The sequence below is a fragment of the Mesorhizobium sp. BH1-1-4 genome, from assembly GCF_020165665.1.
Classification (GTDB): domain Bacteria; phylum Pseudomonadota; class Alphaproteobacteria; order Rhizobiales; family Rhizobiaceae; genus Mesorhizobium.
In genome coordinates this window covers 255725-280378 of record NZ_JAIUIN010000007.1, presented here as the reverse complement: position 1 = coordinate 280378, position 24654 = coordinate 255725, and the positions used below count along the sequence as shown (strand labels likewise).

At 62.3% G+C, this 24654-nt stretch carries 24 protein-coding genes; 9 read left to right on the top strand and 15 right to left on the bottom strand.

Features of this window, described 5'->3' with window-relative positions; genetic code table 11:
• Positions 1-33: 33 nt before the first annotated feature.
• The 6 genes from LB569_RS15795 to LB569_RS15770 form a co-directional block, all read right to left on the bottom strand.
• Positions 34-1134, bottom strand: coding sequence for a glycosyltransferase family 4 protein (locus LB569_RS15795; protein WP_224693115.1), 1101 nt, complete (start codon positions 1132-1134; stop codon positions 34-36).
• Complete coding sequence (locus tag LB569_RS15790; RefSeq protein ID WP_224693114.1) at positions 1098-1955, bottom strand: glycosyltransferase; 858 nt, start codon at positions 1953-1955, stop codon at positions 1098-1100. Before LB569_RS15790 ends, LB569_RS15795 begins: the two co-directional genes overlap by 37 nt.
• 269 nt (positions 1956-2224) lie before the next feature.
• Positions 2225-2857, bottom strand: a complete 633-nt coding sequence (locus LB569_RS15785; protein ID WP_224693113.1) for a class I SAM-dependent methyltransferase — start codon at positions 2855-2857, stop codon at positions 2225-2227.
• A gap of 100 nt (positions 2858-2957) precedes the next feature.
• Positions 2958-3557: an NADPH-dependent F420 reductase gene (locus LB569_RS15780; RefSeq protein WP_224693112.1), complete on the bottom strand. Its 600-nt coding sequence runs from the start codon at positions 3555-3557 to the stop codon at positions 2958-2960.
• Positions 3558-3589: 32 nt separating this feature from the next.
• Positions 3590-4342 carry an SDR family NAD(P)-dependent oxidoreductase gene (locus tag LB569_RS15775; protein ID WP_224693111.1) on the bottom strand — a complete coding sequence of 251 codons (753 nt, stop codon included), beginning with the start codon at positions 4340-4342 and terminating at the stop codon, positions 3590-3592.
• Between the two features lie 48 nt (positions 4343-4390).
• The gene (locus LB569_RS15770) at positions 4391-5125 is read right to left on the bottom strand and encodes an SDR family NAD(P)-dependent oxidoreductase (RefSeq protein ID WP_224693138.1); all 735 of its coding nucleotides are present in this window, start codon (positions 5123-5125) and stop codon (positions 4391-4393) included.
• Between the two features lie 328 nt (positions 5126-5453).
• Here LB569_RS15770 and LB569_RS15765 point away from each other — a divergent pair, with 328 nt between their 5' ends.
• Complete coding sequence (locus tag LB569_RS15765; protein WP_224693110.1) at positions 5454-6350, top strand: LysR family transcriptional regulator; 897 nt, start codon at positions 5454-5456, stop codon at positions 6348-6350.
• Between the two features lie 235 nt (positions 6351-6585).
• Here the strand turns inward: LB569_RS15765 and LB569_RS15760 are convergent, their stop codons facing one another.
• The 6 genes from LB569_RS15760 to LB569_RS15735 all read right to left on the bottom strand — a co-directional run bounded on the left by LB569_RS15760 (position 6586) and on the right by LB569_RS15735 (position 13057).
• Positions 6586-7326, bottom strand: coding sequence for a ribonuclease activity regulator RraA (locus tag LB569_RS15760; protein ID WP_224693109.1), 741 nt, complete (start codon positions 7324-7326; stop codon positions 6586-6588).
• Positions 7327-7349: 23 nt separating this feature from the next.
• Positions 7350-8513, bottom strand: a complete 1164-nt coding sequence (locus LB569_RS15755) for a mandelate racemase/muconate lactonizing enzyme family protein (protein WP_224693108.1) — start codon at positions 8511-8513, stop codon at positions 7350-7352.
• A gap of 33 nt (positions 8514-8546) precedes the next feature.
• A complete protein-coding gene (locus tag LB569_RS15750; RefSeq protein ID WP_224693107.1) occupies positions 8547-9644 on the bottom strand; it encodes an ABC transporter ATP-binding protein in 1098 nt (365 codons plus the stop codon).
• 10 nt (positions 9645-9654) lie between these two features.
• Positions 9655-10545, bottom strand: coding sequence for a carbohydrate ABC transporter permease (locus LB569_RS15745; RefSeq protein WP_140705102.1), 891 nt, complete (start codon positions 10543-10545; stop codon positions 9655-9657).
• Positions 10542-11501, bottom strand: a complete 960-nt coding sequence (locus LB569_RS15740) for a carbohydrate ABC transporter permease (RefSeq protein ID WP_224693106.1) — start codon at positions 11499-11501, stop codon at positions 10542-10544. Before LB569_RS15740 ends, LB569_RS15745 begins: the two co-directional genes overlap by 4 nt.
• Before the next feature lie 77 nt (positions 11502-11578).
• Positions 11579-13057, bottom strand: a complete 1479-nt coding sequence (locus tag LB569_RS15735) for an ABC transporter substrate-binding protein (RefSeq protein ID WP_224693105.1) — start codon at positions 13055-13057, stop codon at positions 11579-11581.
• 185 nt (positions 13058-13242) lie between these two features.
• Between LB569_RS15735 and LB569_RS15730 the strand changes: the two genes are divergently transcribed.
• The 5 genes from LB569_RS15730 (at position 13243) to LB569_RS15710 (ending at position 18220) form a co-directional block, all read left to right on the top strand.
• A complete protein-coding gene (locus tag LB569_RS15730; RefSeq protein WP_224693104.1) occupies positions 13243-13953 on the top strand; it encodes a GntR family transcriptional regulator in 711 nt (236 codons plus the stop codon).
• A gap of 48 nt (positions 13954-14001) precedes the next feature.
• A complete protein-coding gene (locus LB569_RS15725) occupies positions 14002-15168 on the top strand; it encodes a mandelate racemase/muconate lactonizing enzyme family protein (RefSeq protein ID WP_224693103.1) in 1167 nt (388 codons plus the stop codon).
• A 56-nt stretch (positions 15169-15224) separates the two neighbouring features.
• Positions 15225-16583: a mandelate racemase/muconate lactonizing enzyme family protein gene (locus tag LB569_RS15720; protein ID WP_224693102.1), complete on the top strand. Its 1359-nt coding sequence runs from the start codon at positions 15225-15227 to the stop codon at positions 16581-16583.
• Between the two features lie 101 nt (positions 16584-16684).
• Positions 16685-17011, top strand: a complete 327-nt coding sequence (locus LB569_RS15715) for an NIPSNAP family protein (RefSeq protein ID WP_224693101.1) — start codon at positions 16685-16687, stop codon at positions 17009-17011.
• 9 nt (positions 17012-17020) lie between these two features.
• Positions 17021-18220, top strand: coding sequence for a mandelate racemase/muconate lactonizing enzyme family protein (locus LB569_RS15710; protein ID WP_224693100.1), 1200 nt, complete (start codon positions 17021-17023; stop codon positions 18218-18220).
• Positions 18221-18344: 124 nt separating this feature from the next.
• Here the strand turns inward: LB569_RS15710 and LB569_RS15705 are convergent, their stop codons facing one another.
• Positions 18345-19235, bottom strand: coding sequence for a LysR family transcriptional regulator (locus LB569_RS15705; protein WP_224693099.1), 891 nt, complete (start codon positions 19233-19235; stop codon positions 18345-18347).
• A gap of 101 nt (positions 19236-19336) precedes the next feature.
• On the opposite strand from LB569_RS15705, the gene LB569_RS15700 reads away from it, so the two are divergent.
• Complete coding sequence (locus LB569_RS15700; protein WP_224693098.1) at positions 19337-20131, top strand: SDR family NAD(P)-dependent oxidoreductase; 795 nt, start codon at positions 19337-19339, stop codon at positions 20129-20131.
• A 189-nt stretch (positions 20132-20320) separates the two neighbouring features.
• On the opposite strand, the gene LB569_RS15695 is transcribed toward LB569_RS15700, so the two are convergent.
• Complete coding sequence (locus LB569_RS15695; RefSeq protein ID WP_140705122.1) at positions 20321-20914, bottom strand: DJ-1/PfpI family protein; 594 nt, start codon at positions 20912-20914, stop codon at positions 20321-20323.
• A 147-nt stretch (positions 20915-21061) separates the two neighbouring features.
• A complete protein-coding gene (locus LB569_RS15690) occupies positions 21062-21763 on the bottom strand; it encodes a GntR family transcriptional regulator (protein WP_224693097.1) in 702 nt (233 codons plus the stop codon).
• 150 nt (positions 21764-21913) lie between these two features.
• On the opposite strand from LB569_RS15690, the gene LB569_RS15685 reads away from it, so the two are divergent.
• Both LB569_RS15685 and LB569_RS15680 read left to right on the top strand, forming a co-directional pair.
• A complete protein-coding gene (locus tag LB569_RS15685) occupies positions 21914-23140 on the top strand; it encodes an iron-containing alcohol dehydrogenase (RefSeq protein WP_224693137.1) in 1227 nt (408 codons plus the stop codon).
• A 17-nt stretch (positions 23141-23157) separates the two neighbouring features.
• The gene (locus tag LB569_RS15680) at positions 23158-24645 is read left to right on the top strand and encodes an NAD-dependent succinate-semialdehyde dehydrogenase (protein ID WP_224693096.1); all 1488 of its coding nucleotides are present in this window, start codon (positions 23158-23160) and stop codon (positions 24643-24645) included.
• Positions 24646-24654: the final 9 nt, after the last annotated feature.

Below are 24654 nucleotides of genomic sequence, written 5' to 3'. Positions count from 1 at the left end.
AGACAGCGGGAACCCGGAGAAATTTTGGGGCGATCAGGAGGGCTTCTTCGTAATTTTGCGCAGGAGAAACAAGGATTTACGTGTCATTCTGTTCACAATCGGCGCCACAAAGGTCAGGCCGGGCAGGGTAGGTCTGAAGCGGTATATCTCAGGCTCGGCCGCCCAGTCTGCGGTGAGCAACGAGCCAAACATGCGCGCGTAGTTCTCCGCCAGAACGTCCCAATCCCACTCGCGGATAGTCTCGAGCATGCGGGCGGCCATCCTCGACCGGAGCGATGGCGTGTCCCGCAACAGGGCGAGCTTGTTCGCAAGCCCTTCCGCGGTTCCATCGAAGAACAGCCCATTGTCGCCGTCCCGAATCAGCTCGGGCATGCTTCCCACACGGGTCGTCACCAAGGGGACACCGCACGCCGCCGCCTCCAAGCAAGGATTGGGAGCCCCTTCGCTGCGACTGGCGCAGACATAAACGTCCAGATCCCGATAGAAGTCGAGCATCTCGTCACCGTTACGCCAGCGCTGCTCCCGAATCGCGGTCAGTAGTCGCGCGCCAGGCACGGCAGCGACCGCGGGCTCGATGACTTCGTGGAAGCCGCGATGTGCCGGACCGTGGTTGGCGAGACTTCCCGCCCACCCGACGCGGAGTTCGCCAGAACGGGGTCGTGGCTCTTGTGATGGGCAAAAGAATGTCGTGTCGACCCCATTGGGCGTGTAGTGGACCGGAACAGGCAGGAGAGGACCGTATTCGTGCTCGAGCCGCCGATTGTTGACAAAGACGGCGCGCGCCAGCCTGCGCAGGGTAGCGAGCCCCTCCTCGCGGAAGTCGCCCTCCAGCTCTCTGTGGCCGCAGATTCCGATGAGCAGCCTGTCAGACCGCTGGGCGAGGACCGATTCCGGCACGCTCAGCTTCGAGAACTGGAGCCAGTAGAAGATGAGCACGATGTCCGCCGCATTTACGTCGGACTCCGTCACTTCATGCTGAAATCGTTCGATGATCTCGAACCTTCCCTTCAGCGCGCGCCGGAGATTTTGGGTCTTGCGATCGATCGCCCAGCCGGGTCGGTCCGCGATCGCCAAGATGCGCGGGAGGTTTACTTCGCTCACGAGGCGTACCGCTGAAGCCAGTGCGTCGACCACGGATTGGCTTCGTCCAGATCATCGTCACTCTCGGTGGCGCGCACCTGGGTGGCGTCCGGCAGCAGGATATCTTCTGATCGCAAGCGAGGTCGCCATCCGTGCCAACCACGACCAATGACCTCCTCGCTCAGGTAGCGGCGGCCGGCATATTTGCGCGCAGCGTGCTCCGCGCTCAGGAACAGATAATGCTTCATGCGAAAACGCTCGGGGTGAAGCCTCACCGGCCCCCCGAAACGTACGAGATGGCCGCCTGACCAGGCAATCTCCATGGGGCCGTCCTGCTTCTTGTACGCACGGACGCAGTGTGGGGAGTTCGGCCGGAACGGGTAGTAGGTGCCCAGCGTGTGTTGATAATTCGGATTGTCGTGATCGGGGGCTTGCCTGGTAGGAATGAAGGTGAACTCGGAAAACTCGATCGCGTTGCTGCCGAGTGCGTCGGCTGCCGCAATGGCGGAGACCAACGATGAGTATGAGGTTGGCGGAAGGTGGATCTCGTCGGCGTCAACATGCATGAACCAGTCTGCTTCGAGCGACTGAAATAGTTCCTCTTTGCGACGAAGAAGGTTCTCCCAGCAATACCAGCCCCTATGCGGGATGCTTTCGAATCCTATCAATCCTGCTCCGCGGTAGCGTTGTGCGATCTCAGGCGTTCGGTCCGTCGACTGATTGTCACAGACGTAGACCTGCACGCCTTGACGAAAGAGGTTTTCGAGACATCCGGCGATGAACCGTTCTTCGTTTCGTGTGGTAAGGACCGCGACGACTCGCGGGGAATTCCGATCACGCGTGGCATTCGCAAAGTGGGTGTTGAGATCGACCAAGTCCCTCAATCCTATGTCATGCGCTTCCGAATGCCATGCTGGCCGATCAACTGGATATGGCGCGGCAAATCAACTTGGCTGGAATGACAGTTTCAAAGCATCACAGATGCCATCCCAAGGCGCTATATGACACGCCAATCGGCGCTCGTCACGCTCGTACACGCCCCGTACCTTTGCTCACGAACGGACCGCCAAGGTCCGCCGTGTCGAAGCACCAACGCTCTCGCGCTTGCGGAATCCACGCTCACTGTAGGGCGGATGGCTTACCGTCAGAGCCTCACGAACCGATAGACGAGGCGATCGGTCTCGCCCTTGATCGAGGGATCGAACACCTTGATCGAGTGCGGATCGTCCTTGTTCGCGAGCATGGTGCTTTCCGCGTCCAATACGAAGCCGGCCGCCTCCACCTCCTCGCGAACGGATGCAGGCTCAATCCGATGCAACGACTGGGCGTCGCTCGTGCCGGCCCCTACGGCGGCGGCGTGGTCTACGATGACGTAGGACCCGCCCGGCTTCAGCCGCTGGTGGACGGCCCGATTGAAGTCGGCCGCCGTAGCACCCCTGGCCTGGATCAGTGCGGTGTGGAGATCGTGGTAGAACAGGTGCAGCCACAGGACATCCGCTGCCTGCGTGACATCCGGCATCGCCACAAGGTCCGCCGAGACGGCTTCGACGTTCTCTCGGCCCGGCTCCTTCGCCAGCGTCCGCATGCGGCCAACCGGATCGTTCTTGAAATGAGCGACTTCGGCCGGCACGAAGCTGTAGACCCGTCCTTGGGGGCCCACGATGTCCGAGAAGAGACGGGTCCAGTCGCCGTCGCCTGGATAGACGTCGATGACTGTGGAGCCCGCATCGATGCGTGCGAACCGGATCAACTCGGATAGCTTGGATGGGTCGTACATCGGGATCTCCTTTCGGTCTGGACGTTCTTTTCGCTACTCATGGAAATTTCTCCATTTCCCACGGATCGGACCGCGCGCGATCCGATCCGTGCGTCCTTCCTCAGTCAAACTTGATCAGATCCTTGAAGATCAGATGGCCCCAGCTGTTTCCGCGCGCCTGGACCAGCAGCCCACCTTCCGACAGCCCGCCAAGTTTGATCGGCGAGAAGCCGAGATTTTCCGCGAGCGCACCAATCTCCGCCGCGGCAGCGTCATCGTCGCTCGCCAGGAACACCACTCTCCTGCCACCATGCACGGCCGGGTCTTGGTCAAGGGTGGCAGCGATCAAATGGTTGAAGCCCTTGACCAGCCTTGCACCGGAGAAAGCCTGCGCGATGAACTTGGAAGAAGGCTGTCCTCCCAGTTGCTCAGGGGGAACGCCATAGGCATTGGTCACATCGACGATGGTCTTCCCCTGCCAAGTGGGCAGCGCCTTCGCGACGTCCGGATGCGACTCGAAACGAACTGCCAAAAAGATGATGTCCGCCTTGACGGCTTCCGCCAGTGTTTTGGGAATGATCGTGGGTCCGATCGCGGCGGCCGCGGATGCAAAGCTTTCCGGGTCGCGCGTGGTTGCCACGGATACTTCGATGCCGTTGCGGGCAAACGCCTTGGCCAGGGCCTTGCCGATATTGCCGAAGCCGATGATTGCGTAGCTCATGATGTTTCTCCGATCGTGTGTGATGCCAGGGGTCAGACTTGCGCCAGCCCTCCGTCGACGGCGAGATCCACGCCGGTGATGTAAGAACTTTCATCGGAGGCGAGGAACGTGACAGCAGCCGCGATTTCCTCTGGCTGGCCCCTGCGGCCCATGGGGACCTGCGAGACAAATTGGGCGGCCGCCTGCTCGGCTTGCTCAGGGGTAAGGCCCGTCGTCGTCGCCAGGGCGGGGGTCTCGATCGGTCCCGGGCTCATCGTATTCACCCGGATCTTGCGGTCCTTCAACTCCAGTGTCCAAGCGCGCGCGAAGTTGCGCACAGCCGCTTTGCTCGCGGCGTAAACGCTGAACCCGGGCAGCCCCATCACGTTCGAAACCGAAGAGGTCAGGATAATCGAACCGCCGTCCCGAAAGAGGGGAAGGGCTTTCTGCACCGTAAAGAACAGCCCCTTCACGTTCACGTCGAAGGTCTGGTCGAAATGCGCCTCCGTCGCCGCGGCGAGCGGAGCGATTGTCCCCGCGCCCGCGTTCGCGAAGAGAATGTCGATGTGACCATGTTTCTCTTTCACGACGGCGTAGAGCCGGTCCAGATCGTCCAGGCGCGCCACGTCGCCGACGACCGCCGTAACGTTTTCTTTGATGGCGGCGGCGGCCTCCTTCAGCTCTTTCTCGCGTCGGCCGGTGATCACGACGTGCGCGCCTTCTTCCACGAAGCGCTTGGCCGTGGCCAACCCGATCCCGCTGCTGCCGCCGGTGATGACCGCGATCTTACCTGCAAGTCTTTCCATGATGTTTATCCTTGGTTGTGCGTGTGCCAGGCATGGACCACGCGGGGGTCAGAGTTGCGCGAGTCCGCCGTCGACGGCGACTTCGCTGGCGGTCATGAAGCTGCTGTCCGGCGACGCCAGAAAGGCGGCCACGGCCCCAATCTCCGCCGGGTCCGCCATGCGCTGGAGCGGAGTCATCGAGGCGAAGGCCTTCTGGCCCTCCTCGCCCAGCGCTTCCTTCGCGAGTTCGGTCGCCGTCGCCCCGGGCGACAGCACGTTTACACGGATGCCGGTTCCCTTCAGGTCCTCTGCCCAGGTCCGCGCGAGATTGCGCACCGCCGCCTTGCTCGCGCTGTATGCGGTGAATGCGGGCGCGCCCGTCGTGCCGGCGCTCGATCCGGTCAGGATGATCGAACCGCCCTTGCCCATCAGCGGCAGCGCCTTCTGGACCGTGAAGATCGTACCCTTCACATTGGTGTCAAAAGTTTCGTCAATGTGCTCGGGGGTGATCTTGCCGAGCGCAAGCGGGCTTCCCGCCCCGGCATTGGCGAAGACGATGTCGAGGGTTCCGCGCTCGGCCTTCACCGCCGCGTAGAGCCTGTCGAGGTCGGCCAGATCGGACACGGAGCCATTCACCGCGCGGGCATTGGACCCGAGGTCGGCCACAGCGGCGTCAAGCGCTTCCTGCCGACGACCGAAGATGAAGACGAAGGCGCCCTCCGCGATGAAGCGCTTTGCAGCGGCGAGGCCGATGCCGGTAGCGCCGCCGGTGATCACGGCGGTCTTTCCATTCAGTCTGTTCATGTCATGCATCCTTCGTGGACTTGCTCAGAAACCGGAGAAATGCTTGCCCTCAAGCTTTCCCATGCCTTCTCTTGTCGTGGGTCGGGACCGCATCTGGCCCGAGACCCTCGAAATGGGTCCGGCGGCATCAGTTGTTGAGTGCGCAAGCACGCACATCGGTGGTGCAAAATCGATCCGGGTGACCGACTGACGCCAGCCGCGGTGATCGGTTTCTGCCGTTCGAAATTGGGCCGCGCTCGTCGACAAGGCTATGATGCCGGTCGTACTGCTGTACGATGGGGCTGGATACGGGCTTTGGAAGGCGCACCGCGCGGTGCCGGATTGCACCATGATCGACTGGGATGACGTTCGCTACTTTCTTGCCGCCGCACGCGGAGGCTCGGTGCGGGCTGCCGCCAAGCGGCTCGGTGTGAACCACGCGACCGTGCTGCGACGCATCGCTCAACTCGAGGAACGCCTCGGGGCGCAGATGTTCGAAAAGCTGCCTTCGGGCTACCGCCTGACGGCTGCGGGCGAGGAGGTCCTCGATCTCGCGCACCAGATGGAAGCGTCGTCGCACTTGCTGGAGACGCGCGTCTTCGGTCGCGACCAGAGCGCGCGCGGCCTTTTGCGGGTGACGCTTCCACCGTTCCTCGCCACACACCTGCTCATGCCGGATCTCGCCGACTTCGCGCGTTTGCATCCGGACATCGAGATGGAAATCTTGACGTCCGGCGAGGTGGCGAATCTGACCAACCGAGAGGCCGACGTCGCGATCCGCATTGTCGCCGACCGCAAAACCCTGCCGCTCAATCTTCACGCCCTAAAGGGACCGCAGTTGTTCAGCGGCGTCTACATGTCTCGCGATCGACTAGTCGCATTGCGTGCGGGCACGCCTGATCCCATCCGTTGGATCGTCATAGACAATCATGGAATTCCGGACTGGGCGCGTGACGGAGAAGTTCACACCACGGGAGCTCCGTTCAGGACGCCGGACGCCGAGACGCAGATCATCGCGGCACAGCAAGGGATCGGGATGACGAAACTGCCGTGCTTCGTCGGAGATACCGACCCCCTGCTGGTGAGAGTGCCGGGCACCAACCTGCCCATGCATGGGACACTCTGGCTTCTCACGCAAGGGGAGACACGCAAGACGAAGCGCGTGCGGCTCTTCACCGAGTTCGTATCCCGCAGGCTCGCCGCGCACGCTCCGCTTCTCGCCGGGCTGTCCATGTCGCGCGACTGACGCCTGGAGCAATTCCAGGAAAAGTGTGTACGGTTTTCCCGGGAGAAGCGCGTAGCGCTTCCCCTTGGGAATTGGGTAAAAACAAAGAGTTAGAGCGGGTCGGCGATTCCATCAAACGCTGAACCGCTCTAGCTAGCGGGTTACAGGCGACGCCGGTGGCGGAACCGAGCAAGCAAATGCGGGGATTTGCGTCGAGTGAGCCCGTGCTGAACGAGGGAGAGAGCTCGTCCGTCAATCAAAATTTCGGGTTGGCTTTCCGCCAAGCCTCATACTCGTCATTGGCACTTGGGTGCAGCGGATAATAGCGTTGCAACGACCCGCCTTCCATGAGCTTCGCGCGCGAGAATTCCTCCCAATCGTGATGCTTCCGGGATTCCTCGATCACCTTCGCGGCCATTGCGACGGGAAGCACCACCACCCCGTCGTCGTCGGCGACGATGATGTCCCCGGGGATCACCGTGACACCGCCGCAGGCAATGGGAACGTTGACGGCGTTGGGATAGATGCTGGTTTGCACATGGTAGTTGGGCGTCCAGCCGCGCAGCCAGAGGGCCAGATCGAGCTTTTCGACATTGGGCCGGTCGCGCATGCACCCGTCGATGACGATGCCCGCGCCGCCTCTGCCCTTGAAGTAGGTCGACATCATGTCGCCGAAGACGCCCGAACTCATGTCGCCGCGCGCGTCGACCACGACCACATCGCCTTCCTGCGCATGGTAGAGCACGTGCCGGTGCAGCTGTGTCTCCGGATCGGCATATTCTCCCTCGTTGAAAAGGTCGGGCCGCTGCGGCAGGAACTGCAGCGTCAGCGCCGGCCCCACGATCGACTTGCCGCGGTTCTGCGCCACCGGGCCGACCATGTGCGGATTGCGGAAGCCCATATGGCCAAGCGTGCCGGCAACCGTCGCGGCGCCGATCTCGCTTAGCGCGTCGATCAGGTCCTTGGGCGGCCGCGTGATGTCGGAAGTATGGGTCATTGTGGACTCCGATTGAAAGGGAACTACCAGTTCGTGACAGAACCATCGCGGCGCTTGAGGTGGGGCGCTTCCCAGAAACGGAAGCTCTGCGCCTGGACCGCCTCTTCATTGACCTCGATGCCGAGCCCCGGCAGATCGGTGACGGGATAATCGGGGCCGTCGAGCCGTGGTTGCACCGGGAAGAATTCGGAATTGTCGAAGCCGAGCTTTGTTTCGGGCGCTCTGGTCTCCAGCCACGCGAAGTTGGGTACCGCGGCGGCCAGATGCACGGTCGCGGCCGTGCACACCGGACCGAGCGGATTGTGTGGCATCAGGTCCACATAGTGCGCTTCGCTCCAGCCGGCGACTTTCATCGCTTCGGTGAAGCCGCCGACATTGCAGATGTCGAGCCGGTTGAACTGGTGGATGCCGCGTTCGATATAGGGCAGGAACTGCCACTTGCTGGCAAATTCCTCGCCGATGGCAAAGGGGATGTCGATCATCTTGCGCAGGGATTCGTATGCTTCCGGCGTCTCGTCGCGTATAGGCTCCTCGAGGAAATCGAGCACGCCGCGGTCGAGCTTGTTGCAGAAGCTCGCCGCCTCCGCCACCGACAGCCGATGATGATAGTCGATGCCGAGCACGACGTCGTCGCCGAGCGCCCGGCGCGCTTTGTTCAACATCGTCGCCGTAGGGCCGATCGACTCGCGCGGCTCGAAGATGTCCTTACTGTCTTGCCCAACGGGAAAGAAGCGGATCGCCTGCCAGCCCTGCGCGCGCAATTCGCGGGCCCGTTCGATGGCCACGTCGCCCTCGGCCTCGTCTCCCGTCGAGGCGAAGGTGGGGACCCGGTCACGCTGCTTGCCGCCGAGCAGCTCGTAGACCGGCACCCCCAGCGCCTTGCCCTTGATGTCGTGAAGGGCGATGTCGATGGCCGATATCGCGGCCTGGAGAACGCGTCCGCCCTCGAAATACTGGCTGCGATAAACCTCCTGCCAGATCCGCCCGGTCTGCATCGGGTCGCGGCCGATGAGAAACTCGCGATAGTGCTCGACCGCGCCAGCCACGGCCTTCTCGCGACCGCTCAAGCCGCTCTCGCCCCAACCAGAGATGCCCTGGTCGGTCTCGATCTTGACCAGCATCTGGTTGCGCGTTCCCACCCACACCGGATAGGGCTTGATCGCCGTGATCTTAAGCTTCGTAGTCATCCACGCCCACGTCCCACAAGCGTCCGCCCTGTCTCAGTCGGCCTCGAGGGCCATTTCGGTTTCGCCATCGAACAGATGCATCCGCTCCTGGTCGAACTCGAGCCAGATCCGCTCGTCGGGCGCGACAGCGATGTTCGGCGGCACGCTGACATTGACGATGGCACCGGACAGGAACGCCTGCACGAAGGTGACGTCCCCGGTTGGCTCCACCGTGTAGACCTTGGCCGGGATGCTGCCTGGCACCGCGCTCTTGTGCAGCTTGATCGTCGAGTGGCGTGCGCCGAGCACGACCTTTTTGGTCGCTGCCTTCGTGACCTTCTGGACGTTGCGCGGCGAGAGCCCGAGGCTCCAGCCCTCCGCGCTGGTCAACGCGGCGCCGCCGTTTGCCGTCGATGTCTCCAGCGGAATGAGGCTCATTGCCGGGCTGCCGATGAAGCTGGCGACGAACATGTTCACCGGATGGGCAAAGACCTGCGCCGGTGAATCGTATTGCTGCAGGAACCCACCGTTCATCACCGCCATCTTGTCGGCCATCGTCACGGCTTCGAGCTGGTCGTGCGTCACATAGATGATCGTCGCCTTGAGGTCCTGGTGGAAGCGCTTGATCTCCGACCGCATCTGTACGCGCAGTTTGGCGTCGAGGTTGGAGAGCGGTTCGTCCATGAGGAACACGGCCGGGTCCCGCACCAGGGCGCGGCCCAGGGCCACGCGCTGCTGCTGGCCGCCCGAAAGTTCGCGCGGCTTGCGCTCGAGCAGGTGCGTCATGTCGAGCACCCGCGCCGCCTCCTTGACCTTCTTGTCGATCTCGTCCCTCGGCAGTTTGCGCATCTGCAGCGGGAACGCCAGGTTCATGTAAACCGACTTTTGCGGATAGAGCGCATAGTTCTGGAACACCATTGCGATGTCGCGGTCCTTGGGATCGAGGTCGTTGACCACCCGGTCGCCGATGACGATGTCGCCCGATGTGATCGAGGTCAGCCCCGCGACGAGATTGAGCGTGGTTGTCTTGCCGCAGCCTGACGGGCCGACGAGCGCAACGAACTCGCCGTCGTTGACCGTCAGCGAAACGTCGTTGACGGCCTTGAAGCTGCCGTAGGTCTTGACGAGATCTTTGAGGACCACGTGGGCCATTGGCAACTCCCTAATGCTTGACCGCGCCTTCTGTCAGGGCGCGTACGAAGTATCGTTGCAGGACGAGGAAAAGCACCACGACGGGCACGCTCATCATGAAGCTCGCCGCCATCAGGCCTGGAAAGTCCGTCGTATTTTCCGAGAAGAAGCGCTGGATGCCGACGGGGAGCGTCAGCTGCTCGTTCTTGGAGAGGAAGGTGTAGGCGTAGATGTACTCGTTCCACGCGCCGATGAAGGAATAGATCGCGGTGGCGATGATCCCCGGCGTCGAAAGCGGCATCACGATCATGATGAAGGCCTGGAACCGGGTTGCGCCGTCGATGCGCGCCGCCTGCTCGAGCTGTACCGGGATGTTGTCGTAGAAGCCCTTGAGCAGCCAGATCGCCAGCGGCAGGCCGAAGGTGAGATAAGTCAGGATCAGCGAGCCATGCGTGTTCACCAGCCCGATCGCGCGCATCAGGATGAAGAGCGGTACGAGAAAGATCACCGCCGGGAACATGTTGCGCAGCAGCACGGCGAAGAACAGGAAGTTGCGTCCTGGGAACGTGAAGCGCGAAAATGCGTAGGCCGCGGGGACAGCCACGATCACGGAAAGGATCGTCGTGACGGTCGACACGAAAAGGCTGTTCCAGAAGAAGCGCAGGAAGTCCTGGCCGACGCTGTTCTGCGGATCCAGCAGCTTCTGGTAGCTGGCAAGCGTAGGCTCGTCCGGCCACCATTGCGGCGGGAATTGCGTCGCCGCGAAGCCGGACTTGATCGAGGTGATCAGCATCCAGATCATCGGCACGGCGGTGTAGAGCAGCATGAACAAGAGGAAGATCCGCCCCGCCCACCGCCATCCGTCGATGCGCATACGGCGACGGGTCTGGCCCCGAGCGGTGGCCTCGGCGATCGTGCTCATGCGCTCCCCTCTTTCCGCTCGTTGCCGCTCAGTGTACGGACGTAGAAGTAGCCCAGCGCCATCAGGATGAGGAACAGGAGCACCGAATAGGCCGACGCCACGCCCCAGCGCTGCCGGCCGAAGGCAAGCTCGTAAATGTGGGTTATCCAGATATGCGATGCGTTCGACGGCCCGCCCGCGGTCATGATCCAGGGGATGATGAAGGAATTGAAGTTGGCCACCGCAAGCAGCAGGATCGTGACCACCGAGACGTTGCGCAAGTGCGGGAAGGTGACGTGCCAGAAGCGCTGCCATGCATTGGCCCCGTCGACCTTGGCGGCGCGCAACAACTGCTCGGGGACTGTCTGCAGGCCGGCCATCATCATGATCATGGCAAACGGGAATTCGCGCCAGATGTTGACGACGATCAGGGAGGGCAGCACCGTGCTGACGTTGTCGATGAAATTGGGCGGCCGGTCGGTCAATCCGAGGCCGACCAGCACCGCGCCGATGATGCCGAAATCCGAATGGTAGATCCACTTCCAGATATAGGAGGCGGCGACCGCGCTGATCACCCAGGGAATGATCAGGATGGCGCGCAGGACGCCTCGGCCGACAAAGTCCCGGTGCAGCGCCAGCGCCGTGGCAAACCCCAGGACAAAGGAGATGAAGGTGGACCCGAATGTCCAGATCAAAGTGTTCCAGGTGACTTTCCAGAACACCTCGCTGGTCAGGATGGTGGTGTAATTGTCGAAGCCGATGAAGGTCTTGTCGCGGAGCTGCAGGCCGGGCGGCGTCTTATAGAACGACAGCTCGATCGTGTAGTAGATCGGATAGGCGATGACGACGAGCATCACGGCGATCGCCGGGAGCACGTATGCGTAGTCGGCGCGATGCGCCCAGATATTCCGCAACGCACCGGACCGGACGGGTTGTAATTTTCGGCGAGCCTCGGTCTTGCCGGTCACGATCGTCACTGTGGCGTGCCCTTGTTCTTCGGAACGAACCGGCCGCGCTCTCGGCCCCCCCGGCCAGATCGGAGGTCAGGTTCGGACTAGAGTCCGCCCATCAGGTCTTTCACCTTCTTGGCCGCGTCGTCCGCTGCCTGATCGACCGTCATCGCTCCGGTCAGGGCATTCTGCAGCATGTCCGGGACGATGATGTTCATGATCTCGGGGGACTCCGGCAGCGCCGGGAACGGGATGCCGTACGGAAGCATGGAGGTCGTGACGTCGAGGAACTTGATATGCTCCAGACGTTCCTTCATCCATTTGGTCTTGAAGCCGTTGAGGTTGCCCGGGTTCGAGCCGGCATAGGCCATCTTCAGCGACCATTCCGGGCTCGCCCACATGCAGATCATCGCCTTCGCGGCCGGCTCGTCCACTTTGCCGCCCTCGACATATTCTGGCTTCAGGATGTGAATGTTCGAGCCGCCGAACACGACGGCGCGCTTGCCGTCGGGGCCAGTCGGGATCAGGCCGTAGCGCATATTGTCGATGACGGTCTGCGCCTTTTCCTTGTCGGTGCCGGTCGCCTTCGCCTGCAGGTCGAGCATGACGTTGTAGTCGGACGGGTGCGAGACCATCATGCCCAACTGGCCGGCGACGAACAGAGGCTGGTTGTCGGCCTGCTGGTTGGTAAGTGCCGACACCGGGACCGACTTGTCGCGGACATACATGTCGTAGGAGGCTTGCAGCGCCGCCTTGCTTTGCGGGCTGTCGAGCTCCACCTCCTTGTAAGTCGGATTCGCCGTGGCTTCGTCGAAGACGCCGCCGCCATAGGCCCACAGCTGCGGCATGAAGCGATAGGGCGTGTTGCCGGCATTCTTGCGAGCCACGAGACCGTAACCGGCAATGCCGAGCTTGTCGTGGATCTGCTTGGAATATTTGACGACATCGTCCCAGGTTGCCGGAGGCTTGTCCGGATCGAGACCCGCACGCTTGAAGATGTCGGCATTCCAGATGAACGCCATCGTCTCGTTGTTCGTCGGTACGCCGTAGGTCACCCCATCCCAGGTCACGGCCTTCATGGCGCCGGGCCAGAAATCCTCGGTCGAATAGCCAACATCCTCCGGCTTGAGCGGCTGCAGATAGCCCTTCGAGGCGAATTCGGTACCGCCCAGGATTTGCAGACGCACCGCCATCGGCGCGGCATTGCCCAGGAGTGCCGTGCGGAATTTGTCGAGAAGGTCGTTATAGGTGAGGGCCTGTTCCTCGAGCTGGATGTTCGGATAGGTCTTGCGGAAAGTCTCGAAGAAATCCTTGTAGTACTGGCGCAGGAGGTCGGGGTCGCCCTCGAACACGCCCTGATACCAGAAGGTCAGTCGCCCCTTGTAATCCAGCGGGGTGACCTTGGCGCAATCGCCGGCCGTATCGAAATCCTGAGTTCCGGCGATGGAGCGCACATATTCGGGCGACCACTTGCTCAGGTCGACCGGTGGCGCACCCAGCGCGGATGTGGACATAAGCGATGCCGTCAAGAGACCGACGACAGTGCCGCGCAGGACCGCACTGCCGAGCATGATCCTCGTCATTAGGTATCCTCCCTGGTTCTCCGCCCCGCGATCGCGAGGACGGTTCTTTCAGCATGGTGTATCCTCCCGATCATTTAGTACGTTTTCAGAACATGGATTGCCTGTCAACGCATCAGATCGTACATTGTTTATGGAAACCATGCGTGATATCGGGCAGACTGTGTATCAATTTGGGGAGCCCGGCCTTGGCCGAAACAGACGATTTCAAGGCAAAGCCACCTCCGGGGATCGACGCTATCGGAGCCTCGAGCGAGGGCGCCTCGCTTTACGAACTGATAAGGGAAGACATCATCGAGGGACGGCTCGCCGCCAATGAACGGCTTGTCGTCACCGATCTCGCCCGCCGCCACGGCACTTCGACCAACCCCGTGCGCGAGGCCCTCCAGCTGTTGCGGGGCGAGGGGTTCGTCATCTTCTCGCCCAACCGCGGCGCGCGCGTGAGACCCATCGATCAGGATTTCGTCCGCGATATCTACGAGATCGGCGTTCTGATCGAGCCGGCTCTGACGCGATGGTTCGTGGGTATGGCTACCGGCGAGGACATCGCCGAACTGGAACGTATCCAGGGCCTGATTGAAGAGAACAATTTCGCCGACACGCTCAGGCACAGCGAGCTGGATACCGCTTTTCACACCGTGATGTACCAGCGGCATTATAACCGCCATGCCGCCGAGCTCTGGTGGAAGCATCGCGAAGTGCTGCGGGCAGTGAGCCGGCGTTTCAATTTCACGCTGGCGCGGCGTGCCGCGATCATCCGCGAGCACCGCGAGCTCATTGCGCTCATCAAGGCGGGGGAGGCGGACAAGGCGGCCGAACTCATTGCCCGCCATGTCGAGGGTTCCGGCCGGCATGTTCTCGAACAGATGCGTGCGCGCAACGCCGCTCGGGCCGGATAGGACGGGCCCAGTCAGAATGGCCCGCCCATTCCAGACAAAGGAGTTGAGATGAAAATCACGAGCGTTCGGCCGTGGCTGATCAAGTCCGGTGCTTCGTACTGGGGGGAATTCCTGTTCGTCGAGGTGACGACCGACGAAGGCGTGAGCGGCTGGGGGGAGATCACCACGACCACCAAGCTCGCCAACCGCGCCCTCTGCACGATCCTTCGGCAGATCGGAGCCGCGGTGACAGGCGAGGATCCGGCGCGTATCGAATACCTCTGGCACAAGATCTTCCGCGGCTTCACCTATATGGGCAGCCGTGGCGCCGCGGTCGAATGCGTGAGCGCGATCGACATAGCCCTCTGGGACATCAGGGGCAAAGTCCTCGGCAAGCCGATCCACGAGCTGTTGGGCGGGCCGGTCCGCGATGAAATCGCGCTCTATACCCACCCCAACCAGGCCAAATTCACCAGCAAGGAGGCTGTGGTGCGCGAAATCCTGGACATCGTCGAGTCCGGACACACCGCGCTCAAGTTCGATCCTTTTCCCCACCAGGGTCGCGGCGCCGACGGCGTGTCGCGTGAACAGCGGGACGGCTATCTCGATGGCGGCATGACCCGCAAGGACGAGCGCGAGGCGGCCGAACTCACGGCTCTGATCCGCGAAACGGCGGGCCCCGATGTCGACATCCTCATCGACGCGCATGGCCGTTTCGACGTGCCCACAGCCATTCGGCTCTGTCGCAGCCTCGAGGACGCCGGCCAGATCGACTGGTTGGAGGAGCCCTGCCCACCAGAGAGCCTCAACGCCCTCAAGCAAGTGCGCGAGAAGGTCAGTGCCGCTATCTCGTGGGGCGAGCGCGGCCACACGAAGTGGGATTTCGTGCCGGTCCTCGAGAACAAGCTCGCCGACTACATCATGCCCGACGTCACCTGGACCGGCGGCATTACCGAACTCAAGAAGATTTCCGCTCTGTGCGAAGCTTACTACATCCCGGTCTCACCCCATGATGCCGCGGGACCGATAAACGTGGTTGCGGGAGCACAGGTGATGATGACCGTTCCCAACTTCTACAAGCTCGAAACGTCGGAGTGGAATTTGGGCAAGTACGATCATCTTATCGACAGGCCGCTCGACGTTTCGAACGGCAGCCTGAAGCTGTCGTCGAGGCCGGGTCTCGGCATCGAGATGAACCGCGATTATCTGCAAGCCCATGAGATCGAACTGGGCTAGCAGCATCATCGGCAATATGCGGGCGACAGGTCCGCCGACCAGAACGAGGATCAATCATGCCAAAGACGGATGGAGCCGACGAGGCCCTCAACCGGGTCAGCACCAATTCGAAGCCGTCCGAGCTTCGCATCACCGACATGCGGGTCGCCGAAATCGTCGGCGCGCCGTTCACCTCGGCGCTGCTCAAGATCTACACCAACCAGGGTATCGTCGGACTTGGCGAGGTGCGTGATGGCGCCAGCGCCACCTACGCGCTGATGCTGAAGAGCCGGCTGCTTGGCGAGAACCCTTGCGACATCGACCGCCTGTTTCGCCGGATCAAGCAGTTCGGCGGGCATGGCCGGCAAGGCGGCGGCGTCTCGGCGGTCGAGATCGCCCTCTGGGATCTCGCCGGCAAGGCCTATGGCGTCCCCATCTACCAGATGCTTGGAGGACGGTTCCGCGACAAGGTGCGGGTCTATTGCGATACCGACGCCGAGAAACCGAGCGGCACCGAAACCGGCAAGCGCCTCAAGCAGCGCATGGACCGGGGTTTCACCTTCCTCAAGATGGACCTGGGCTTGATGCAGATCGCCCATGTCCCGGGCGCCGTGGCCGCGCCGACCGGCGCGCTCGAAGGGTTCCATGCCAATCCGCGCGGCCGTGGCGGCACGCTCGAGGAACGCAAGGCCCGCAATCTCGCCTACGATGCGCAGAACGTGCAGCACCCGTTCACGGGCCTGCATTTCACCGAAAAGGGGATCGATCTGCTGGAGCAGTACATCCACGAGGTTCGCGAGGTGATCGGATACGAGGTCCCGCTCGCCATCGACCATGTCGGCCACATTTCGCTGCAGGATGGCATACGCCTGTCGCGCCGTATCGAGAAATACGTTCCGGCCTGGCTGGAGGACGTGATCCCCTGGCAATACACCGAGCAGTACCGGCAATTGCAGCAGGCTACCACGGTGCCGATCTGCACCGGCGAGGACATCTACCTCAAGGAAGGCTTCGAGCCGCTGCTCAAGAGCGGCGGCCTCTCGGTCATCCACCCGGACCTGCTCACCAGCGGGGGCATTTTCGAGACCAAGAAGATCGGCGATACGGCGCAGGATCACGGTGTCGCCATGGCGATCCATATGGCCGAAAGTCCGATCGCCGCGATGGCCGCCGCGCACGTCGCCACCGCGACCGAGAACTTCTTGGCGCTCGAATACCACTCCGCCGATGTCGACTGGTGGGACGATATCGTCACCGGCCTTCCCAAGCCGCTCGTCAAGGACGGCTTCATCACCGTGCCCGACAAGCCGGGGCTGGGCATAGACGATGTGATCGACGAGGTGATCAGCCAGCATCTGCAGCCTGGTGTCACGGGGATATGGCAATCCACCGAGCATTGGGACAATGAATATAGCTGGGACCGGACCTGGAGTTAGCCCAGACCTCTGCCCTCATTCCCCAGGCTAACAGGGCCAACGACCGACCATTCGTGTCGACCTCTCCGAAGGGAGAGGCGAAGAAAGAAACGGACGAAACCATGATCTACGAACTGCGTATCTACGACTGCCTGCCGGGCAGGCTGCCGGCTTTGCTCAAGCGCTTTTCCGAGCAAACGCTGGCCATCTGGGAGAGGCATGGCATCCGCCAAGCCGGGTTTTTCACCACGGCGATCGGCGAAAACAGCAATCGCCTCACCTATTTCCTGGCCTGGGAATCGCTGGCCGAGCGTGAGGCGAAATGGACGGCTTTCGTCACCGATCCGACATGGCACAAGGCCCGGGACGAGTCCGAGCGCGACGGGCAGATCGTTGCCAATATCAGCAGCCAGCTGCTCACGCCGACAGCTTTCTCGTCCGTGAAATAGGACTGCGCGATGAAGATCACCGACCTTCGCTGTGCCGTCATCGGCAAGCATCCCATCGTTCGCGTCGTAACCGACGAGGGCCTCTACGGCCTGGGAGAAGTCGAGTTCACCAAGACCTATCTCAAGCCCTGGGTGCTGCATTTCCGCGAGGCGCTGATCGGCGAGGACCCGACCGACGTCGAGCGGGTGATGCTGAAGATCCGCCAGCGCGGCTCGTTCAAGCCGTATGGCGCGGCGGTCAGTGCAATCGAGCATGCGCTTTGGGACATTGCCGGCAAGGCCGCGGGCGTGCCGGTATACAAACTGCTCGGCGGCAAGGTGCGCGACAAGGTGCGCGTCTATAACGGCTCGATCCGCCAGAAACGCACCGGCGACCGGCCGGAGGACTACGCCGCCGACGTCAAATGGATGATGGAGCAGCCGCAGAACTTCTTCATGGTCAAGCAGGGGATCTCGTTCCATTCCAACATGAAGGACACCATCGAGGACTTCCATTACGGCGTGACGCAAAAGAAGGCCGGCTACCACGGCGCCATGGATCAGGGCATGATCAGCGAGCGCGGTTTCAACCACATGCTCGACTGCGTGATCGCGATGAAGGAAGTACTGGGCGATAAAGTCAGCCTGGCCCTCGACTGCGGCCCCGGCTGGATGCTGCCCGACGCGATCAAGTTCGCCCGCGCGGTCGAGAAGTACAATTTGATGTGGCTCGAGGACATGCTGACCGGCGACTATGTGCCGTGGGTCAATCCGCAGGCCTACCGGGAACTGACCACCTCGACCTCGACGCCGATTCATACCGGCGAGCAGATCTACCTCCGGCACAATTTCAAGGAACTGATCGAGACGCAGGCGGTGCGCGTCATCGGCCCCGATCCTGCCGACATCGGCGGTATCGCCGAGCTCAAATGGGTCGCCGAGCACGCCTATATGCATTCGATCCTGATGGCGCCGCACGGCACCGCGAACGGCCTGCTGGGCCTCGGCGCGCTGATCAATGTCTGCGCGACCTTGCCCGCCAACTACGTGGCGTTCGAATATCCCAGTGCTTCCGACCCCTGGTGGGAGGAACTGGTGATCGGTTTGCCGCCACGGATCGTCACGGACAGCATGGTGGACCTGCTGGAAGCGCCAGGGCTGGGCCTCGATATCGATGCCGAAGCGGCCAGGAAGTATCTCGCGGCGGAGGACGCGGGCTTCTTCGACTGAACCCACTCTTCGAGCGATAGCCGTGCTTGACCTTCGGGCATCGTCATCGCGGTGTCGCGTGGCGCCGCTCTCGACGCGCGTTATCGATCCCGGGAGACACTTCGAACCATCGCTGAACATTCTGCTACGTTCGCCGGGGAATGGCCTCCGCGAAGAAATCGGTCACTTGGCGGACGCGGGCCGGAACGAAACGGCGTTTCGGCCAGACGAGACTTATATCCCTGACATCGCCCATAAATCCCTCGAGGATGGTAATGACGTCGGGATGGCTGAGTTCATCAGCAAGAGAAACCTTGGCGAACAGGCCAATTCCAACGCCGGCCAGAACAGCGGCCCGGATGGTTTCGACACTGTTAGACCACAGGTTCCCCCGAACCGGCACGCTGAATCGACCTTCTTGTCCCACGAACGGCCAATTCGCCGCCTCCGTCAGGCCGCCATACAAAAGGCAATTGTGCTCAACGAGCTCCGCCGGAGTCTTTGGGGTTCCATGGCGCTCGAAATAGCGGCGGGATCCGACGCAGACGAGGGGAGTGATCGCCACGCGCCTGACAACCGCGTCGGGTTCGGTGACAGGTCCAAGTCGTATCGCCAGGTCGATCCGATCTTCCACCATATCTCGCACGATGTCCGAGAGAACGAGATCCACCTGAAGGCCGGGGTTGAGTGACAACAGGTCGGGGATGAGCGGCAAAACATGAAGACGGCCAAAAGTGCCAGATACGGCGATTCTGATTAGACCCGAAACACCCAACGCGCTACTGGTCAGTTCGCTATCGGCGTCCTGCATCTCGTCAACAAGCGGCTTTGTCCGATCATAGTATCTCCGCCCTTGATCCGTAAGGGTCACCCGGCGTGTGCTCCTGTTGAACAGCCTCACGCCCAGGCGCTTTTCCAACGCAGCGATGGCTTTGCTGACGGCGGACTGTGAGTCCCCGGTTATGCGGGCCGCGGCGGAAAAACCGCCTGCTTCAACCACGGCTATGAAGGCGCTCAGTTCGTTGAACCGGTCCATTCCATTCGTCCTGGGAATTAATGTTATGGCAATTTAGGCCATTATCTCCGGTTCGAACATCACCCACATACAGGTTTCTCCGCAACCAAAGGAAGGGTGTCATGAATATCGAACCTACTGGCCGCGCGGCGGTCGTTACCGGGTCCACGGCAGGTATCGGCCGAGCCATTGCGGAAGGGCTGGCGCGCGCCGGTGCCGCGGTCGTGATCAACGGCCGCCGCGAGGACAGGGTCGCCGCAACGCTTGGTGAGTTGCGCAAGCTTTTCCCAAAGGGTGAGTTCACCGGCGTTACCGCCGATCTTGCTACCCCGGAAGGCGCGGCGGAGTTGTTCGCGCGGGCGCCGGACGCGGACATTCTCGTCAACAATGTGGGCACGGGGCGCCCGAAGTCGTTCTTCGAAATTGGCGACGGCGAGTGGATCGATCTTTTCGAGCTGAACGTCATGAGCGGCATTCGCGCCGCCCGTCACTATGTGCCGAACATGACGAAGCGCGGCTGGGGGCGTGTTGTCTTCATCAGCAGCGAGTCCGCGCTCGCAATCCCCAAGGACATGATCGACTACGCCATGACCAAAACCGCCCAACTCGCCATTGCGAGGGGCTTGGCCGAGGAGGTCGGCGGGACGGGCGTCACCGTCAATTCGGTTCTCCCTGGTCCGACGAATTCGGAAATCATGAGTGGTTGGATGAAGGCGGCCGCGAAAGAGCAAGGCATTACGCAACAGGAAGCCGAGCAGCAATTCTTGAAGACGTTGCGCCCGACATCGCTCCTCAATCGCTTTGCGACGACTGAGGAAGTCGCGAACTTGGTCGTCTATGTCTGCTCGGAGCAGGCATCCGGGACAACCGGCACTTCCTTGCGTGTCGACGGTGGTGTCGTTCGGACAATCGCATAGGGCGCCAGCTTTCCACGCGTTCAACGGCCCGGCGGCGGCGGCCTTTCGGGCCTTATCGCAACCGGCGCGAGGGCCACACTACCGACGGCGACGGACCACTGACTTCGACCGCGTCTTGGCGGTAGACCCCGGTCGCGTCGAAGTGGAAAGCGACCGGCGCATCCAAGAATGCGCCGCTCGGCAAATGTGTCAGCTATGCCGGATCTCGGTCCCCAGAACCTTCAGGCACTCGCGTATGAAGGCGGCGAGGGCTGTCCAGCCCTTGGCCGACACCATCGTTCCATCGACATAGGCCTCCGTCGGCGAGAGGTCGACATAAGTGCCTCCGGCCAGCGTCACTTCGGGTTCGCAAGCAGCGAGCGCGCCGACCTTCTTGCCGCGCACGACGCCGTCCACGGCAATCAGAATCTGAACCCCATGGCAGATCGTGAAAATCGGCTTCTGGGTATCGTGGAAGTGGCGCACCATGGCTTGCACCCGCTTGTCGGTGCGGATGTATTCCGGGCCGCGACCGCCGGCGCAATAGACGGCGTGGTATTGATCGAGCTGCTTTTCCGCCTCCGCGAACGTCTTGTTGATCACCTGAAAATGGCCGAGCTTTTCGGTGTAGGTCTGGTCGCCCTCGAAGTCGTGCAGGGAGGTCTTGATGAGGTCTCCCGCCTTCTTGTCCGGGCAGACCACGTGGACGGTGTGGCCGACGGCTTCCATAGCCTGCTGGTAGACGAAGATCTCGTACTCCTCGGTGAACTCGCCGGTGAGCATCAATATTTTCTTGCCTGACATAGTCGGTTCCTCCGTCGTGTGAAAAGGGCGGGGCGAACCCATGCTGCGCCCCGCATTGGCTTTGTCCGTCCTCGGAATGGAGAGTTGGGGACGTGGTATTCCTCGGTGCTGTGTTTGGTGGTCAGCGGCGCGGACATCGGTTTCGCCTCAATCGAAGGCCGGCAGCAGGCGATCGCGCGAGTGCTCGATGTGGGCGCGCATGGCTTTCGCGGCGGCATCGGGATCGGCCGAGCCGAACGCGGCCAGGATCGCCTCATGCTCGTCCAGCGCCTCCTCGGTCACGCGGGAGTGGTACATCAGGCGGAATATGTGGAAGTGGGTGTGTTGATAACCCAGCGTCTCGCGAATGAGTTCGTTTTCGGCGTATTCCATGATCTTGTCGTGGAAAATCGCGTCCTGGCGGGCGAAGTTTGAATAGCGCAGGCGCTCGTCCTTGCCTTCGCGGCGCGACATCACGCCTGCCGCCTCGAGCAGTGTGCCGAGTTTGGCCTCATCCATCGCCGCGGCGGCCTTCGCCGCGCCGTGCGGTTCGAGCAGGAGTCGCATTTCGTACAATTCGTCGAAACGGCGCCGGGTGATCTGCGGTGCGGCGCGGTATCCAATCAGATGCGTCTTCAGAACCAGGCCTTCGCCTTCGAGACGCCCAAGCGCCTCGCGGATCGGCGTATGGGAAACGTCGAATTCCTTGACCAGGTTGTCGACGGTGATGCGTGAACCGGGCGCGATCTTCAGCGACATCAGCTGCGCGAAGATGGCCTCGTAAACGTCCTCTGAAAGGCTGCTCGCGCGCTGGATGCGACCCGCTCCCGTGGGCGTCTCACCATTATTGCTCAAACTGACAGGTTGCATCTTTCGCCTCTCGACAGGGGACTGCTAACACGAGGGTTTGACCGATGCAATACTATATCCTATACGATTTTATCGGCGCCGCTCAATTCGGGACCTTCGGTGCGGATTTGCAATGCGAGTTTTCCGACACCCTCAAGGATGCAGCCTGCCATGAGCCTTCTCACAGCCCTCCGGCTCCCCCGCGAAATTCTGTTCGGAAAGGGGCAGCGTCATGCACTGCCGGCCGTGGCCGGTCGCCTTGGCCGACGCGCCCTGGTCTGCACCGACGAGCGTTTCGCCGGCACGCCCGTGTTCGCTGAAATCATGGAATCGCTGCAGGCCGCGTCCATCGACGTGCTGGTTCACGACGGCGTCCTCCCGGACGTGCCGCGCGACTCGGTGGCGGCCGGCGTCGAGGAAGCGAAAGGCTTCGAGCCCGACCTGGTGATCGGCATCGGTGGCGGCAGCTGTCTCGATTTCGCCAAATGCGCCGCCTTGCTGATCAGCCACGGTGGCGAGCTGAAGGATTATTACGGCGAGTTCAAAGTCCCGGGACCGACGCTGCCGCTGATTGCCGTGCCGACCACGGCCGGTACAGGATCGGAGGTGACGCCCGTCGCGGTGATATCCGATCCGGACCGGACGCTCAAAGTCGGCATATCGAGCCCCCATCTCATTGCCGCAATTGCCATCTGCGACCCCGAACTGACGATGAGCTGTCCGCCGGGCCTGACCGCGATCGCCGGTGCCGACGCGCTCACCCATGCGATCGAGGCCTTCACGGCCATGCGCCGGGACGGGGACTTCAGCCTGCCGCAGCGCCACGTTTTCATCGGCAAGACACCGTTGACCGATCATTTCGCGCTGCTGGCCGTCAAACTTCTCGGCCGTAGTCTGGAGAAGGCGTGCACCGACGGCGGCGACGCCGAGGCGCGCGCCGACGTGATGATGGGAGCGCTGGCCGCGGGTTGCGCGTTCGGCACCGCCGGCACGGCGGCGGCGCATGCGGTGCAATACCCGGCCGGCGCGCTGACACACACGCCGCACGGGCTGGGGGTGGCGACAATGATGCCTTATGTGATGAGCTATAACAGCCGTGTGGCCGCGGCGGAAATCGCCGAGATAGGGATTGCCCTTGGCCTTGAGCCGAACGGCCGCGGTGCCGACGAAATGGCGCGCGCGACCATCGAGGAGATCAGGCGCTTGTTTGCGGCGATCGGGATAACCCCGACGTTGGCCGGGCTGGGACTTCCGGCCGACAGGCTCGACTGGACCGCCGAGCAGGCGCTCGGCATCGATCGCCTGATCAAGAACAACCCGCGCCCATTCGACCTCGCCGCCATGCGCCGCCTTGTGCAGGCTGCCTATGACGGCGATCTCACCGCTTGCGCCATGTGAACGTCAGGAACAAGACGATGAACCTTCCCTACAATGCCTTCCATCTCGATCAGGATCCCTACGATGTGCGGGGTTTCTCGCACCGGCTCTACATTGGCGGACAATGGCTGCCGTCTTCCGACGGCGGGCTCATCGAGGTTACCGATCCATCCTCCGGTGCGGTGATCGCGGCGGTCCCCGATGCGACCCTGGAGGATGCCGCCGCCGCGGTCGAGGCCGCGGCCAAAGCCGCCAAGGCGTGGCGTGAGACCGCGCCACGCAGGCGCTCCGAGATTCTGAGGCGCTGTTTCGAACTGATGGTCGAGCGGTCGGAGACGCTTGCCATGCTGATTTCGCTGGAGAACGGCAAGGCCCTGCGCGACGCGCGCGGCGAGGTGGCTTACGCGGCCGAATTCTTTCGCTGGAACGCGGAGGAAGCCGTTCGCATCACTGGCGAGTTTGGCACCGCTCCATCCGGTACCAACCGGATCGTGGTCGACTACCAGCCGATCGGCATCTGCGTCCTCATCACGCCTTGGAATTTCCCAGCCGCGATGGCGACACGCAAGATCGCGCCGGCCCTCGCGGCGGGCTGCACGGTCATTCTGAAGCCGGCAAGCGAGACCCCGCTGACCGCCTACGCACTCGCCGCGCTCTACAGCGAAGCCGGCGTGCCAGACGGTGTCGTCAACGTGCTGACAACGTCGGCACCTGGGCCCCTGACGTCGGCCATGCTGGCCGATCCGCGCGTCAGGAAGCTCTCCTTCACCGGTTCGACCAGCGTCGGCCGCGCCTTGCTCGCCGAAGCCGCCAAACATGTGATTTCCTGTTCCATGGAGCTTGGCGGCAATGCACCCTTCATCGTCTTCGACGATGCCGATCTCGATGCGGCCCTCGACGGCGCCATGATCGCCAAGATGCGCAATGCCGGCGAAGCCTGTACGGCCGCCAACCGCATCTACGTCCAGTCGGGCATCCACGATGCGTTCGCCGACGGCCTGTCCCGGCGCATGGCCGCGCTCAAGATCGGCGCCGGCATCAAGGCGGACACCGAATGTGGGCCTATGATCACCAAGAAGGCGGTCGACAAGATCGACCGGCTGGTCAGGGACGCGATCAACCGGGGGGCCAAGGTACTCTGCGGCGGCTCGGTGCTTGAAGAAGATGGCTTTTTCTATCCTCCGACGGTCCTGTCCGAAGTCTCGCCGGATGCCGACATGGCGCATGAGGAAATCTTCGGCCCGGTGGCGCCCATCACCCGCTTCGAGAGCGAGGCGCAGGCCATCCTCCATGCCAACAACACCGAATACGGTCTCGCCGCCTATCTCTACACGCGCGATGTGGCGCGCGGCATGAGGGTGGCCTCGGAGATCGAGGCCGGCATGATCGGCCTCAACCGCGGATTGATGTCGGATCCCGCCGCGCCCTTTGGCGGAGTCAAGCAGAGTGGCCTCGGGCGGGAAGGGGGCCAGCACCACGGCATTGCCGAATTCATGGAGGCCAAATACATCGCTGTAACCTTCTGAGTGGACTCC